Raw genomic sequence first — 15,455 nt, forward strand, 5'->3', positions numbered from 1 at the left:
CTTTTTTATTGGTTAACGTAAACCATCCAGTGGAACAAAGAGCCCAGCACTTTTCCTAAAACGATCGCCATGAGGATGACCAGCAGCCTTTCGCCCATTCCAATCCGTTTCGCAAGAATCGGCATGACATTCAAGACCTCAGTCAGCGCTGCAGCCAGCATACCGACAAAGACTCCGCAGAAGGCACCTATCGGCACGAGCAGCAACGGGGAAAGGTGAAAGGATATATCCTTTAAATTTACCCATCCGCCAAGGACAGCACCGAGGATGACACTCCATTCGTACCCCCTGATATAACAAAAGGTTTTACTGAGCTGCATCAGGCGGGGAATAATGCCAAGCACCGTAAGAAAAGCCACAAACCCCGATCCTACCGCAATGCCCCCGCCAAAACCGATAAAGGCCAAAAACACGCTTTTAATCACCATGAATTTTTTTCTCGGTTTCCTTATTTTCATGAATGACGACGTACTGATCCAAATCCTGCTGGTATTTAAACATCTCTACTTCAAGCGGGCTAGGTTCTTCATTCAGTCTCTTCTTAAAGACATGGTTAAAAAAAAGAACCATTCCAATCCCAAGTCCCAAGGAATAGGGGATTTGCAAAATCAACGGCTGGTTATCATAAGTGCCCGTCACCATGTAATAAATCTTTTGGTGGACCACCTGCATACTGACATCCTCATGAAAGTTCATGATGGCCAGTGCGGACCCAATAAATAATAGCAGCCAGACAAGCACAAAATAGACAGGCGCAAGCTTCTTTTTTTTGTACTGGATCTCCAGAATCGATTGAGCGGGACCTACTGTTTGGATTTCAATGCCCGGACATACGTGCTGAATATGCTGAACAACTTTCATCACATCAAGGACGATTAAATGCTTATCGGCTGGCTTTACCTGGTAAATGACCAGCATTTGCAGCTTTTTTTGCAGGGCCGGAGGAGCCACTATTTGGGCAACCGTTCCAAGTGTCACGGGCTGCTCAAGCACAACCTGAACCTTTTGTCTCATCCTTATGTAAACAGCAGATTCTTTCATGGCTGCACCTCCTGATATTCAACATTCTTGTTTAGTATGGATTTGATAAAGTTGTATCATTCTTCTTCCAAGAATTATCCATCAATTACCATAGGCAAAAAGCTGCATTCACATTTAAGCTTCCACACAAAAAAGCCAGATGGATTCATTCATCCATCTGGCTTTTCATCTGAGCCAAAATTTTCTTTTCAAGCCGGGATACCTGCACCTGCGAGATTCCCAGCCGCTCAGCGACTTCCGATTGTGTCTGGTCCTTATAATAGCGAAGGTAAACAATAAGGCGTTCTCGTTCATCCAACGATTCAATGGCTTCCTGCAAGGTAATTTTGTCAAACCACTTATTTTCGGTGCTGTCTGCAATCTGATCAAGCAGAGTAATCGGGTCTCCGTCGTTTTCATATACGGTTTCATGGATGGAAGTCGGTGCCCGTACGGCCTCCTGTGCCAGCACAACATCTTCCACACTGATCTCCAGCTTCTTAGCGACTTCGTTGACCGTCGGGGTTCGACCAAGTACTTTGGACAATTCATCCTTCGCTTTTCTGACTTTGTTTCCCATTTCTTTCAACGACCGGCTGACCTTCACTGTTCCATCATCCCGAATGAATCGCTGGATTTCTCCTATGATCATCGGAACGGCATACGTGGAAAAACGAACATCATAGCTTAAATCGAATTTATCGACCGACTTTAAAAGCCCAATGCTTCCGATTTGGAAGAGGTCATCCGGTTCATAACCGCGGTTGATAAACCGCTGTACGACCGACCAGACCAAACGCATATTTTTTTCTATGATCAAGTCCCGGGCCGACTGATCGCCTTCCTGGCTTCGTTTAATCAAAAGCTTGATTTCCTCATCCTTAAAGTACGATTCGTTTTTACCGCCTTTAACCTCGACATCCATAAGGCATACCCCTTAATTGATAACCGCTTTATTTTTTGCCAAAAATTTTGTCAAGTGGATCGTGGTGCCATAGGAGGGTTCGGAAATCACTTCAACCTCATCCATAAAATTCTCCATAATCGTAAAGCCCATCCCGGACCTTTCGAGCTCCGGCTTTGAAGTGAAGAGAGGCTGCCTTGCTTCATTCAAATCAGATATGCCGACGCCTTTGTCCCGGATGGTCAGCTTTACAGTATCCTCATCAAGCAAGACTTCAATGTAAACAATGCCATCGGACGAGTTTTCATAGCCATGGATAATAGCGTTGGTCACAGCCTCTGAAACCACCGTTTTAATTTCGGTCAATTCATCCACGGTAGGGTCCAGCTGTGCAATAAAGGCTGCAACCGTAACCCGCGCAAATGATTCATTCTGGCTTAGTGCTGAAAACTGAATTTTCATTTCGTTTTTCATGATTAAGCCACCCCCAGGGTTTGTAGGGCATATTCTTCATTTTCTTCCAGTCTGATAATCTTAAACAGACCGGACATGTCGAATAACCTTTTTACTGCAGGCGAAATGGCGCACACCACCATTTCGCCGTTATTGCTCTTGATTTGTTTATACCTCCCAAGGATTACGCCGAGGCCCGAGCTGTCCATGAAATCCAGCCCTTCAAGGTTCAGCATGATATGTTCAATTTTCTTATTCTTTAAAATACCATCTACCTTTGACCTCAATTCATCAGCCGTGTGATGGTCAAGTTCCCCATCCAGGCGAATACATAATACTGTATGCTTGATCTCCAGCCCGATGTTAAGACTCAAACGTCTCTCCTCCTTCTTCTTGATACGCAACTCTTTCGATAATAAAAGGACGAATTCCTCCACTATTACAAAACTAGTGCGGATTCGTCCCATTTAGTCAAAACATGAGGTTATGACGATTTCGCCATATGTCCAAGCGTACGTTTAAACAAACTCCACCAAGACGCGTTCTTTACATTCTCTGAAGCAAGAAGCGGACTTTTTGTTACGGTCTTTCCGCCTTTCATAATGCTCAGCGTTCCGACTTGCTGCCCTTTTTTAATCGGCATTTTCAAATCGGGATTCACCTGAATGAGCGGTTTCACGTTGTTTTCTTTTTCTCCTCGTTTAGAAAGCAGGGAAATGCTTTCGGATGTCACAACGGCCAGCTGCTGCTTGTTTCCTTTTTGGATCTTTACCTGCTTTACAATCTGATGGCGGTCATATAATTTTTTGGTTGCATATTGAGAAAAGGCATAATCAAACATTTGCGTGACTTGTTGATTGCGCTGTTTTGGGTTGGGTGCACCCATCACCACAGCAATCACCCGCATATCATGTTTTTTGGCAGTAGCAGTAAGACAATACTTGGCTTCTTGTGTAAAGCCGGTTTTCAGGCCATCTGTACCTGGATAAAACTTCACAAGACGGTTGGTATTCACCAGCCAAAATTTATTCGGCGTATTTTGACGGAGATATTCCTCATACAGGCCGGTATATTTAGTGATTTCTTCATGCTTTAACAGTTCTTTCCCCATAATAGCCATATCATGAGCGGAAGAGTAATGTCCCGCAGCAGGAAGCCCGGTAGGATTTTTAAAAAATGTGTCCTTTAATCCCAGCTGTTTCGCTTTCTTGTTCATCATATCCACAAAGGATGCTTCAGAGCCTCCGATTTTTTCTGCCATGGCCACAGAAGCATCATTTGCGCTTCCAATCGCAATTCCCTTCATCATGTCGTGAACGCTCATTTCTTCACCGGGTTCTAGGAAAATTTGAGATCCTCCCATAGAAGCAGCATATTCACTGACTCTTACAGGATCGGTCAGTTTGATCTTTCCTGTATCAAGGGCTTCCATGATCAGAATCATGGTCATAATTTTGGTCATGCTCGCCGGCGGCAATTTTTTATGGCTGTTTTTATCAAAAAGAACAGTTCCCGTATCACGCTCAATCAAAATAGCTGAGGATGCATTTGGAGCAAGACTTTGTGTTTTTTCAGAAGCAAATGTCCGGCCTCCGCCCGTAGTCAGCAGAAGCGCGAGCGCAACAGCAGCCACTATGTATCGTTTCATTCCATTTCCCTCCAATCATGATACCCCTATTTTTTCCATTAATTTTTGGTTTATACAGGAATATCAGCGGGAGAGAAAAAAAGGGAGCTTCTCGCTGAGAAACTCCCTTTACGTCATGCTTTTATTCAATTATTTCTTTTATTTAATAATATCGTGAATTAGTTTAGGTGCTTCCACGGATTGATTTGTAAATGTGTAAGCGTTCTTCAATGTTTTCTCTGCTTCACCAATATCCTCAAAATTAGCATGGAATACAGCAAGTGTTTCTCCTTTGGCAACTATATCCCCTACTTTTTTCTTCAAGGTAATACCTACTGCATAATCAATGTTGTCTTCTTTCGTCTTTCTTCCTGCGCCCAATAGCATCGCAGCAATTCCAACCGATTCAGCATCAATGGTTTGAACATTGCCTTCTTCATCTGACTTGATTTCGATGTGATATTTAGCTTGAGGCAATGTTTCAGGATTTGTAATTTGATTACCGTTTCCACCTTGGGATTCAACAAATTCTCTCATCTTTTCTACAGCTTTGCCACTTTCCAATATCTTCTGCAACTCACGTTTTGCTTCATCAAAGTCAGAATAAGCCCCGCCTAATACAGCCATATTACCTGCGAGTGTCAAGCAAACCTCTGTTAAATCCTTATCACCTTTACCACTTAAGACGGCAATTGCCTCTTGAACTTCATTTGCATTCCCGATTTCATGTCCTAAAGGCTGGTCCATATCTGTAATAATGGCAACTGTTTGACGGCCTAGTTCGTTACCGATTCCAACCATCGCACTTGCCAACGCTTTGGCATCTTCCAACGTCTTCATGAACGCACCGGAACCAAACTTAACATCCAATACAATAGCGTTGGATCCTGAAGCAATCTTCTTGGACATGATGGATGATGCAATCAACGGTATAGAGTCCACGGTGCCTGTAACGTCTCTTAACGCATAAAGTTTTTTATCCGCAGGAGTTAAGTTGCCACTTTGGCCAACAACTGCAATCTTATGTTTATTAACATTCTCAATAAATTGCTGAGTCGTTAATTCTACCTGAAAGCCTTCGATGGATTCTAATTTGTCAACAGTACCTCCAGTATGACCCAAGCCCCGCCCGCTCATTTTCGCCACAGGAACGCCTACTGAAGCCACAAGAGGAGCAATAATCAGGCTTGTCTTGTCGCCCACTCCCCCAGTAGAGTGTTTATCGACTTTAATACCTTCAATTTTGGAGAGATCAATCTCGTCTCCAGACTTAACCATAGCGTTAGTTAAGTGAGCCGTTTCTTCTTTTGTCATGCCTTTAAAGTACACGGCCATTAGGAAAGCGGATACCTGGTAATCAGGAATGTCACCGTTTGTATAGCCTTTGATGAATGTATCAATTTCTTCTTTTGTTAATTCTTTTCCGTGTCGTTTCTTTAAGATAATATCGACAGCCCTCATTTATGTCCACCTCATTGAGCTTTCTATTTCTTTATTTTTGTTCAAGTAACCAGAAGCGGTCTACTTCTGAAAATCTGTCCATTACAGAGTTACATTTTTTACGATTTCTTTTACCAGGTTGATGAATTTTGGCTTTGTGCGGTTCGCCACTGCCACTACTTGTTCGTGAGTAAGCGGTTCAAGCTCGTCCGCGATCGCCATGTCTGTGATACAGGAAATTCCGATCACTTTCAGGCTCATATGGCTTGCCACGATAACTTCCGGCACAGTTGACATCCCGATTGCATCTGCGCCTACTGTACGAAGCATGCGAAGCTCTGCTTTCGTCATATAGGTTGGCCCGGTAATACCTGCGTATACACCCTCTTGAACATTAATTCCCAGAGAAGATGCTGTTTCTTTTGTAAATTGAACAAGTTCTGGTGTATAAGCTGTGCTCATATCAGGAAAACGCGGCCCGAGTTCTGCATCGTTCGGTCCGATCAGCGGATTGGCACCCGTCATATTCAGGTGATCGTTAATAATCATAAGGTCTCCCGCTGAAAATTCCGGGTTCATTCCACCGCATGCGTTAGTCACAACCAGCAGCTTAACTCCCAGACCTTTCATGACACGCACGGGAAACGTTACATCCTGCATGCTGTAACCTTCGTAATAATGAAAACGGCCCTGCATGGCTAAAACGGTCTTTCCGTTCAATGTGCCAATGACCAGTTTACCTGCATGTCCTTCAACCGTTGAGACGGGGAAATGTGGGATCTCACTGTAATCGATTTGAACGGCATTTTCAATTTCATCGGCCAGTTCACCAAGGCCTGAGCCAAGGATTAAACCAATTTCAGGTTGCATTCCTTCTATTTTCGATTGAATCAACGTTGCTGCTTCATTCATATTTGATAATAGTGTAGCCATCTTTTCTTCCTCCCTTAAATGGTTTTAACAATGCCTTTGACCAGGCCAAGAAAATTCGATTTTACCCGTTCAGTGGTTTCCATCACTTCATCATGGGTTAGCGGCTGATCCAGAATCCCTGCAGCCATATTGGAGATGCACGACAATCCCAGCACCTTCATACCGGAATGACGCGCCACAATGACTTCGGGAACAGTGGACATGCCAACTGCATCTCCGCCAAGAATACGGAGCATGCGGATCTCAGCCGGCGTTTCATAACTTGGGCCAGAGTTGGCCACATAGACTCCTTCTTTGAGGGAAATACCGATCGAGGATGCAGCCTGGCGGGCTGTCTCCTGCAGCTCTGGCGTGTATGCATCCGACATATCCGGGAAACGTACGCCGAACGAGCTGTCGTTTGGCCCGATGAGCGGATTGTCACCCAAGTTGTTGATATGGTCGGTAAGCAACATAAGGTCCCCTGCCTGAAACGACGTGTTAATTCCGCCTGCAGCATTCGTTACGATAACACTGCTTACGCCTAGTTCCTTCATCACGCGCACCGGAAAAGTAACCTTCTCCAAAGAATATCCTTCATAATAATGAAAGCGTCCCTGCATCGCGATCACTTGCTTGCCCTCAAGTTCCCCGATGACAAGCTGTCCGGCATGACCCTCAACCGTTGAGACCGGAAATTCAGGAATATCACTGTACGGAAGAACGACAGCGTTTTGAATTTCATCGGCAAGAATTCCAAGACCAGAGCCCAAAATCAAACCGATTTCAGGTTGGGAAGAAAGTTTGTTTTGTATAAAATTTGCAGCCGTTTGAATCGGTTTCAATTCTCCCATTTCATTTCCCCCTAGTTTAATTGATCTAAAAAGCTTTCGCCGTGCTCCGGCAGCTTCACATGAAAATTATCGGCTACTGTAGCTCCGATGTCAGCAAAAGTTTTGCTCACTTTCAGCGGTTTTCCTGATTCGATGCCCTTGTAATAAACAAGAAGAGGCACGTATTCGCGTGTATGGTCAGTACCATGGTGAACCGGATCGTTTCCATGGTCAGCAGTGATGATTAAAACGTCATCCTCATTTAGCTTTTCAAACACTTCCGGTAGCCGGGCATCAAACTCCTGAAGGGCTTCTCCATAACCTTTTGGATCGCGTCGGTGTCCAAATAACGCATCGAAATCAACCAGATTTAAGAAGTTAAGCCCTGTAAACGACTGGTCCATGGACTTTACAAGCTGATCCATGCCATCCATATTGGATTTCGTACGGATCGCCTGAGTCACTCCCTCACCATCATAGATATCAGAAATTTTCCCCAGCGCAATCACATCATAGCCACCGTCCTTCAGCTCGTTCATCACAGTTCTACCAAACGGTTTAAGCGCATAATCATGGCGGTTTGAAGTCCGCTGGAAATCTCCAGGTTTACCGACGAACGGGCGGGCAATAATCCGGCCGATCATGTATTTGTCGTTCATCGTCATTTTTCTGGCCATTTCACAGATGTTGTACAACTCTTCAAGCGGAACAACGTCTTCATGGGCAGCAATCTGAAGAACAGAGTCAGCGGATGTATAAACAATAAGCGCACCAGTGTTCACATGTTCCTCGCCAAGCTCTTTCATAATTTCCGTTCCTGATGCCGGCTTGTTTCCGATGATTTTGCGGCCAGATTTCTCCTCAAGCTGCTGAATCAGGTCGTCCGGAAATCCTTCCGGGAACGTCTGAAAGGGCTGGTCAATAAAGAGACCCATGATTTCCCAGTGACCGGTCATCGTGTCTTTTCCGTTCGACGCTTCCTGAAGCTTTGCATAATGGGCTTTCGGCGCTTTTGCCGCTTGAACTCCCTGGATTTCACGAATGTTGCCAAGACCCAGTGCTTCCATGTTCGGCATTTGAAGTCCATTCATTTCCCGTGCGATATGGCCAAGCGTATCTGAACCTTTATCGTCAAATTTTTCGGCATCAGGTGCTTCCCCGATCCCGACGGAATCCATCACAATTAAAAATGTGCGTTTGAACCGTTTATATTCCATTCCTAATGACCTCCAGTACAAAATAATTCATCTTTAGATACTATATCCTACCATGACTGACAGCAAACTAAGATCGAATGATGTCAGAAGTCAGACCTCTCAATTTAAAAAAGGCTTACGCCCTTGGATGATAGGCAGCATAAATATCTTTCAATCTCGTTTTTGACACATGGGTATAAATCTGTGTGGTTGAAATATCCGCATGGCCCAACATTTCCTGAACCGCCCTTAAATCTGCTCCATTCTCCAACAAGTGAGTGGCGAATGAATGCCTCAAAGTATGAGGTGTCAGTTCTTTTTCAATATTTGCTTTTTGCGCAAGGTGTTTCAGGATTTTCCAGAATCCCTGCCGTGACAAACGGTTGCCATGATGGTTCAAAAACAGAGCATTGCCGCTTTTCCCTTTTTGGAGAGCCGGTCTGCCGGACTCCAAATACACCTGAATGGCACTTGCCGCCATCTTGCCGAGAGGAATGATCCGTTCTTTGTTTCCCTTTCCGAGGCAGCGCAAAAATCCCATGGACAGATGAACATCGGACTGATCCAGGCTTACCAGTTCTGTCACCCTGATTCCAGTAGCATACAGAAGTTCAAGCATAGCCTTATCCCTCATACCAAAAGGATGGTATGAATCCGGAACATCTAAAAGCGCTTCCACTTCCTTCATCGAGAGGACCTTGGGCAGCTTGCGTTCGGTTTTTGGTGTTTCGATATGTACTGACGGATCGGCGTCGCTGATCTTTTCCCGAAGCAAGTACTGATGGAACGACCGGATCGATGCAATGTTTCTGGCTATGGTGGTCGCCGCTTTCCCATTTTCCTTCAAATGGAGCAGATAGCCTACAATGTTGGCACGCTGAATCTTGCCGATCGCATCGATACGTTCGACCTTTTCCATATACAGCGCATACTGTTCAAGATCGCGGCGGTAAGAATCAACGGTATTTTTCGAGAGACCACGTTCGACGATCAAGTAATGTATAAAATCCTGGACATGATCTTTCATATCTGCACTCCTCATTCACTGGATTCGTAAAAAAACAGCAGTCGGATGAGCCAATTGCTCTCGTCCACACTTTCAGCGGCAGAATCGTTTTGGAATACCTTCACTGCTTTTCCTTTTGGCACGTCGTATCTATGATAATTCTGATATTCCTGATTGATCCAAAGCAAGCCAAAATAGAATAATAATGTGCAGGCCGTAAATGAAAAAAATATTTTGAATGCACTCCAGCATAATTTCAGCCAAGATCCCATGTCTTTAAGCCTCCCCGTACACTTATTAGTACAGGTTATGCCAAAGAATTAAAGGATTATACACATTTTCTATTTTCACTGTAACTTTACGTTAACTTATTCCTTTGAATTTGTAAATAAATAAAAAAATGATGAGCATCATTCATTCGGATGTCTCATCATTTTTTTCCTTCCCGTGACAGCGGTGGCAGATCCCGTGAAAGGTCAGGCGATGGTCTTTAATTTTAAAATTCCATCCTTCTTCCACTACTTTTTCTACATCTTCCAGAAGATCCTCCTGAATTTCATCAACGGCTCCGCATTCGAGGCAGACGAGGTGATGATGAAAGTGAGCGGCTCCTTCTGTTCGTAGATCATAGCGGGAAACCCCATCTCCAAAATTTATTTTATCGACCACTTTCAATTCGGTTAATAATTCCAATGTACGGTACACGGTTGCGAGACCTATCTCCGGCGCTTTTTCCTTCACCAGCAAATATACGTCTTCTGCACTTAAATGATCTTCCTCATTCTCCAGGAGGACTCTAACGGTTGCTTCTCGCTGGGGAGTAAGCTTGTAGCTCTGGGAATGCAGCTGTTTTTTGATACGGTCAATACGGCTTTCCATACCTGATCCTCCCTTATGTTTCACATCCATATTATAAGTCATGAGAAGAAAAGGTGTCAATTTAAAATGATTATAATATACAGTTTAAAATAATTATTATCTGATAATTTATAGGGGTTTATTTTTTGGTCAAACTCATCACGCCTTCCATTAAATGGGGAGAGAGATACGCTTCAAACAAAGACGCAAGGCCCAGAAACAACCCCACAGCAAGAATGAGCGCCGAGTACTTGAAGAACTTTGGAAAAAAAGGATCGCTCGATTTTTTTAGAAACTGCTGCCTGATCATTTTGATCGAAAATAGAATGGAAGCGGCAGCGGCAATAATGATGCCGGGAACCAAAATAATGTTTTGTGGCAGCACCGATACAAAAGCAAGCAGAAACCCATGCCATCCCATTTGGTTCACCAGGAATCCGACCGTAAACCCAATCACCACACCTTTAATAAACAGCATGATCAAAATGACCGGCAGACCGATGACGGACAGGCCTAGAATCCACATGAGCATAATGTATTTAATATAGTGGCTGTAGCTTTGCGAAAACATATCCTGTGAATTGGCAAAACTTCCATCGGAGACTTCACCAAAGAACCGCGACAGGTAATTCAGCAGATCTTGTTTTTGCCCAAGGGTCAGACTGTTTACAATTACAGCGCCAAAAATGACTCCCATCAGCAGCAGGACGGAAACAAATACGTAAAGCGAATAGTGTTCCTGCAAATGGAACCAAACAAATCTTTTAATTGAAGCCATCTCTTTTTCCTCCCTTACTCTCTTAATTCATTCTATGAATCAAAAAGGGAGGTATGTCTATTTTTATTTACTAGATTTGCTGTTGGGCAACCTTTCCGTATGTTCCTCCCCCTCCGGCCTTTAGAGACAGTTTCCCCTCTCTTGCCAGAAGGATATGACGTACGACAGCTTGCGGAGCTACGGTTCTTAAATCCTTTTCTTCAATATCATGAAGCACCGCCATGTCCGTCCCAAAATGATCCCTAAGTTTCTGCAGCGTTTTCGGGCCCAGAGCCGGAATAAATTCCAGCGGCACTTGATGGATATAAGGCGGTCTTTCTCCCCTGTCAGTCGGAGTCACCGGAATGGCTGACAGTTCGGTGATTCTGTTTCGTACACCACGGATGACTGCGGTGCTCTTGCACTCGGCACATTTCATTCCTGTTTCTTCATAAATAAACGCAGAGCATTTGGCACAGGTGGTTTCGTAATATTTTCCAAGCCTCGGATCGAGCCCGTAATTGGCTGTTATCCTTCGTCCTTCTTTATTTATCAGCGCCAGTTTAAACTCTGCAAATGTCGGTTTTTCCATTTGTATCGTCTGGTATTCCCGCCCGATTTTCTCCAGTGAATGTGCATCCGAATTTGAGAGGAACGGAAATTGCCGAAGCTCCTGGATCCCGTCCGCCATATTCGTATCCGAGCTTAAACCAAGCTCGATTGCATCGATGAGTTCAGGCAGGAATATTTCAGAAAGCGAGCTCTTTACACCTTTCCCGTACACACTTTTATGAGGCGTAAACACATGGGCAGGGATGAACAGGCCACCCAGCTCTTTGGTGACACGCTGCAGGTTGTGTGCCGATTCATAGATTCGCTGGGAGCTCAATGTCACGTTTTTCATTCTTCCGCGCAAATACAGGCTGAAATGCTTCATCTTTTCCACGGTAGGAAAAAATGAAAGAACATGTACGGGTCCCTTGCAGTTTTCATCGTAAATTTCGATTTCGGACCCGGGAAGAAGACAAACATTCTGATACCACAATCCGCCTTCCGGATGTTCTATCATTTCGCCCGCCGCCAGCATTTCTTCCATCTCATCAATGACTTCCGGCACATGGCAATCTATGATTCCCAGAAGATTGATGCCCTTAACTGAGGACGCCATCTCGAGAATATTGGATAAAGTCAGCGTTCTTGCTCCAGTAATTTTCACCGGTTTCCCTGAACGGGATCTGCCGATATGTACGTGAAGATCGGCATAATAGGTGTTAAGCATGATTCTCCATCTTCCTTTTTAGTTGTTCATATTGCACCGCATAGGCTGTTTTTGCATCATGAATCTGCTGGTCGTTTACAAGCTCAAGCGCTTCTTCAAGCGTTACTTCCATCACATCCAGAAATTCATCTTCATCCGGCTGCTGTTCTTTGCATTCTTTCAGAGAGTCTGTATAAAACAAATGAATCAATTCATCAGCAAATCCCGGTGACGTGTAAAACGAGGTGAGGTATTCCAAGTTTTCACACTCATATCCGGTTTCTTCAAGCAGCTCACGCTCTGCACACTTTTGCGGATCCTCATCTTTTTCAAGCTTTCCTGCGGGAATTTCCACAATAATTTTATCCAGCGCTTTGCGGAACTGCCGGACAAAGAGAAGTTTATTTTCCGGTGTGATGGCAATAATAGCTACTGCGCCCGGATGTCTGATGATTTCGCGCTTGCTTTTATTTCCGTTTGGAAGCTCTACTTCCTGAATTTCCAAATCTATAATTTTCCCTTCATAGACGGATTCAGTAGAAAGGGTCTTTTCATTTAAATGTTCCATACTGATCTCACTCCTGGTTCTATATCTTGTTTGGCTACATAAAGTCTACCATAAGGAAAAGCGTAACACACATTTAAAAGGAGCTGTTCAAGTGAAGATCTATATTCAGCCCAAAAGCGTGACCCTGGTGGGAAAAGCGTGGCAAATACGGTACATGCTCAAGCGTTATATGAAAGAACATACCACAGTGCAAGAGTGGATCTCTTCCGCCCCGGGGCCAAAACAGTGACCCTGCAGGCTGGAAGTTTTTTTTTTGCCCGTTTTCATGCTACCCTTTTTTTAAACCTATCAAATAAAGGAGCTGGTACGTAATGAAGCGCAACCAACTTGGATCGTCAGAGCTGCGAGTCAGTGAAATTGGACTGGGCTGCATGTCCCTTGTGCCGGAAAATGAGGCGGAAGGAAAAGAAATTTTAAAGCGTGCGTATGAAGAAGGCGTTACTTACTTTGACACAGCCGATCTCTATCAATTCGGTTGGAATGAGAAATTCGTAGGAAAAAGCATTCGTCCCTTCAGAGATAAAGTCGTTCTGGCCACGAAGGTTGGAAATCGCTGGACAGCAGATAAAAAAAGCTGGGACTGGGATCCTTCGAAAACATACATAAAACAAGCCATAAAGGACAGCCTGCACCGATTGGGAACCGATTATATCGATCTATACCAACTTCACGGAGGAACGATTGAAGACAACATGGATGAAACGATTTCAGCGTTCAACGAATTAAAACAGGAGGGCTTGGTTCGTGAATATGGCATTTCGTCCATCCGGCCAAACGTGATTTCATATTACGCTGAGCATTCAGAGATTGTCAGCGTCATGATGCAGTACAGCATCCTTGACCGGCGACCGGAAGAAGAAATGCTTGACTTCCTTCATCACAAAAAGATCAGCGTGATTGCCCGTGGGCCTGTTGCCAAAGGCTGGCTTTCCGAGCGGGCGTTGAATCGCAGCGAAAGTGATCAGTATCTTGAATATGAAGGAAAAGAAATCCATGAACTTGTGAAAGGGCTGCAGGACAAATTGGCCAGTGAACGGACGTTGAGCCAGACGGCCATCCGTTATTGCCTGCATCATCCTGCGGTCGCAGCCGTTATTCCAGGAGCAAGCTCCGTTGATCAGCTGCTGTCGAATGTAGGAGCTGCTCACACACCTGAACTTTCGGCAGATGAAGTTGCCGTGATCCATTCCCTTTCAAAAGCTTCTGTCTACAATCAGCACCGGCGTTAAGATAAGCTTTGTTGCTCTGGGAGTGGTTGATTTCCGTTCCAGATTGCTCGCTTTTACCGGCGTAAACGCCTCCTTAGTCTCACCTGTCACGCACCTTGCACTTCAATCAACGTTTCTTCCGAAGCCACAACTTCCAGAAAGAACTAAGTTAAAAAAGCTGCCATCGCCTGAAAATGGCGTTTGGCAGCTTTTTGGTTATGAAGTTACATTTTCGATAATCATGGCAATCCCCTGGCCGCCACCGATGCAAAGGCTGGCCAATCCATAGCGCAAGCCTCTGTTTCGGAGTTCGTACGCAAGGGTAAGGAGCAAACGGGATCCGCTGGCACCGACCGGATGGCCGAGCGCGATGGCACCCCCGTTCACGTTCGTCTTTTCACGATCCAGACTCAATTCTTTTTCAACCGCCAGGTATTGGGAGGCAAACGCTTCGTTAATTTCTACAAGATCCATGTCTTCAATGGAAAGGGTCGCTTTAGCAAGGGCTTTTTGTGAAGCTGGAACCGGACCGATTCCCATGATATTAGGATCAACGCCATTGATTCCCCAGGATACGATCCGTGCCAGCGGTTTGACTTGCTTGCTTTTAACGGAGTCCTCACCTGCGAGCACCAAAGATACCGCACCATCATTGATTCCGCTTGCATTTCCCGCCGTTACGGTTCCGTCTTTTTTGAAGGACGGGCGCAGGGCGGAAAGCTGCTGAAGGGTGGATTCAGGCTTTACGAGTTCATCCACCGTGAAGGTAAGGCTCTTTTTTTCCTCAATGACAACTGGTATTGTTTCCTGTGTGAATCTTCCTTCACGAATCGCTTTAGCCGCTCTTTGATGGCTAAGAAGGGCGTATTCATCCTGTTCTTCCCGTTTGATACTGTACTTCTCTGCAAGATTTTCTGCGGTAATTCCCATTCCGCAGCCAATATACTGATCGGTCAGCGTATGAAGAAGCATATCCTCGAACTCAAGGTGCCCAAACTTTTGGCCTTGAAACCGCTGATTAAAGGTAGAATGCGGACTTTTGGACATGTTTTCAACCCCGCCACATAATGCCAGATCCGCATCACCTGTTTGAATGGCAAGTGCACTGCTGATGACCGCCTGAAGCCCAGAACCGCATAAACGGTTTACCAGCATGGCCGGAACGGTCTCGGGAACCCCTGCTTTTAAAGCGACATGCCTCGCCGCATAGGCAGCGTCTATGCTGGAATGAATGACATTTCCGTATACTACATCCCCGATTTGCGCCGGGTCGATATTCGCCCTCTTCATCGCTTCCAGCGCAGTCAGGGTGCCCATTTGGATCGGCGAAACATTTTTCAATGATTTCCCAAAGCTTCCAAACGGCGTTCGCGCCCCTTCTACCACATATACTTCCGTCATGTTTCCTCCCCCGC

At 45.0% G+C, this 15,455-nt stretch carries 19 protein-coding genes; 2 read left to right on the plus strand and 17 right to left on the minus strand.

What is annotated here, in order from left to right:
• Positions 1-5 precede the first annotated feature (5 nt).
• The 16 genes from QNH15_RS14670 to QNH15_RS14745 all read right to left on the minus strand — a co-directional run bounded on the left by QNH15_RS14670 (position 6) and on the right by QNH15_RS14745 (position 12,832).
• Positions 6-428 (minus strand): stage V sporulation protein AB, encoded by a 423-nt coding sequence (locus QNH15_RS14670; protein ID WP_283889115.1) that lies wholly within the window; start codon positions 426-428, stop codon positions 6-8.
• On the minus strand, positions 418-1,041 hold the full coding sequence (locus QNH15_RS14675) for a stage V sporulation protein AA (RefSeq protein ID WP_283889116.1): 624 nt from the start codon (positions 1,039-1,041) through the stop codon (positions 418-420). Before QNH15_RS14675 ends, QNH15_RS14670 begins: the two co-directional genes overlap by 11 nt.
• A 145-nt stretch (positions 1,042-1,186) precedes the next feature.
• Entirely contained in the window at positions 1,187-1,945 is a 759-nt protein-coding gene (sigF, locus tag QNH15_RS14680) for an RNA polymerase sporulation sigma factor SigF (protein WP_061970804.1), read from the minus strand.
• Positions 1,946-1,957: 12 nt separating this feature from the next.
• Positions 1,958-2,398 (minus strand): anti-sigma F factor, encoded by a 441-nt coding sequence (gene spoIIAB / locus QNH15_RS14685; RefSeq protein ID WP_090234179.1) that lies wholly within the window; start codon positions 2,396-2,398, stop codon positions 1,958-1,960.
• A 2-nt stretch (positions 2,399-2,400) separates the two neighbouring features.
• Complete coding sequence (gene spoIIAA / locus QNH15_RS14690) at positions 2,401-2,751, minus strand: anti-sigma F factor antagonist (protein WP_283889117.1); 351 nt, start codon at positions 2,749-2,751, stop codon at positions 2,401-2,403.
• A gap of 110 nt (positions 2,752-2,861) precedes the next feature.
• Entirely contained in the window at positions 2,862-4,025 is a 1,164-nt protein-coding gene (locus QNH15_RS14695) for a D-alanyl-D-alanine carboxypeptidase family protein (RefSeq protein WP_283889118.1), read from the minus strand.
• Positions 4,026-4,163: 138 nt separating this feature from the next.
• A complete protein-coding gene (locus QNH15_RS14700) occupies positions 4,164-5,465 on the minus strand; it encodes a pyrimidine-nucleoside phosphorylase (RefSeq protein ID WP_283889119.1) in 1,302 nt (433 codons plus the stop codon).
• 81 nt (positions 5,466-5,546) lie between these two features.
• Positions 5,547-6,377, minus strand: a complete 831-nt coding sequence (locus QNH15_RS14705) for a purine-nucleoside phosphorylase (protein ID WP_283889120.1) — start codon at positions 6,375-6,377, stop codon at positions 5,547-5,549.
• A gap of 14 nt (positions 6,378-6,391) precedes the next feature.
• Entirely contained in the window at positions 6,392-7,210 is an 819-nt protein-coding gene (locus QNH15_RS14710; RefSeq protein WP_061970816.1) for a purine-nucleoside phosphorylase, read from the minus strand.
• Positions 7,211-7,221: 11 nt separating this feature from the next.
• Positions 7,222-8,406, minus strand: coding sequence for a phosphopentomutase (gene deoB, locus QNH15_RS14715; protein ID WP_283889121.1), 1,185 nt, complete (start codon positions 8,404-8,406; stop codon positions 7,222-7,224).
• A 115-nt stretch (positions 8,407-8,521) separates the two neighbouring features.
• The gene (gene xerD / locus QNH15_RS14720) at positions 8,522-9,412 is read right to left on the minus strand and encodes a site-specific tyrosine recombinase XerD (RefSeq protein ID WP_061970821.1); all 891 of its coding nucleotides are present in this window, start codon (positions 9,410-9,412) and stop codon (positions 8,522-8,524) included.
• 11 nt (positions 9,413-9,423) lie between these two features.
• Positions 9,424-9,663, minus strand: coding sequence for a YqzK family protein (locus QNH15_RS14725; RefSeq protein WP_061970823.1), 240 nt, complete (start codon positions 9,661-9,663; stop codon positions 9,424-9,426).
• A gap of 142 nt (positions 9,664-9,805) precedes the next feature.
• On the minus strand, positions 9,806-10,270 hold the full coding sequence (gene fur, locus QNH15_RS14730; protein ID WP_090234192.1) for a ferric iron uptake transcriptional regulator: 465 nt from the start codon (positions 10,268-10,270) through the stop codon (positions 9,806-9,808).
• 118 nt (positions 10,271-10,388) lie between these two features.
• Complete coding sequence (gene spoIIM, locus QNH15_RS14735) at positions 10,389-11,027, minus strand: stage II sporulation protein M (protein WP_283889122.1); 639 nt, start codon at positions 11,025-11,027, stop codon at positions 10,389-10,391.
• 70 nt (positions 11,028-11,097) lie between these two features.
• Positions 11,098-12,285 carry an endonuclease Q family protein gene (locus QNH15_RS14740; protein WP_283889123.1) on the minus strand — a complete coding sequence of 396 codons (1,188 nt, stop codon included), beginning with the start codon at positions 12,283-12,285 and terminating at the stop codon, positions 11,098-11,100.
• A complete protein-coding gene (locus QNH15_RS14745; protein WP_283889124.1) occupies positions 12,278-12,832 on the minus strand; it encodes an NUDIX hydrolase in 555 nt (184 codons plus the stop codon). The genes QNH15_RS14740 and QNH15_RS14745 overlap by 8 nt, the downstream gene beginning before the upstream one ends.
• A 91-nt stretch (positions 12,833-12,923) precedes the next feature.
• Here QNH15_RS14745 and mciZ point away from each other — a divergent pair, with 91 nt between their 5' ends.
• Together mciZ and QNH15_RS14755 are read left to right on the plus strand one after the other, a co-directional pair.
• Positions 12,924-13,061, plus strand: coding sequence for a Z-ring formation inhibitor MciZ (mciZ, locus tag QNH15_RS14750; protein WP_090234197.1), 138 nt, complete (start codon positions 12,924-12,926; stop codon positions 13,059-13,061).
• Positions 13,062-13,143: 82 nt separating this feature from the next.
• The gene (locus QNH15_RS14755) at positions 13,144-14,061 is read left to right on the plus strand and encodes an aldo/keto reductase (RefSeq protein ID WP_283889125.1); all 918 of its coding nucleotides are present in this window, start codon (positions 13,144-13,146) and stop codon (positions 14,059-14,061) included.
• A gap of 195 nt (positions 14,062-14,256) precedes the next feature.
• On the opposite strand, the gene QNH15_RS14760 is transcribed toward QNH15_RS14755, so the two are convergent.
• Positions 14,257-15,441 carry a thiolase family protein gene (locus QNH15_RS14760; protein ID WP_283889126.1) on the minus strand — a complete coding sequence of 395 codons (1,185 nt, stop codon included), beginning with the start codon at positions 15,439-15,441 and terminating at the stop codon, positions 14,257-14,259.
• Positions 15,442-15,455 lie beyond the last annotated feature (14 nt).

Source organism: Fictibacillus enclensis (assembly GCF_030123385.1).
In the GTDB taxonomy this organism is placed as follows: Bacteria; Bacillota; Bacilli; order Bacillales; family Fictibacillaceae; genus Fictibacillus_C; species Fictibacillus_C enclensis.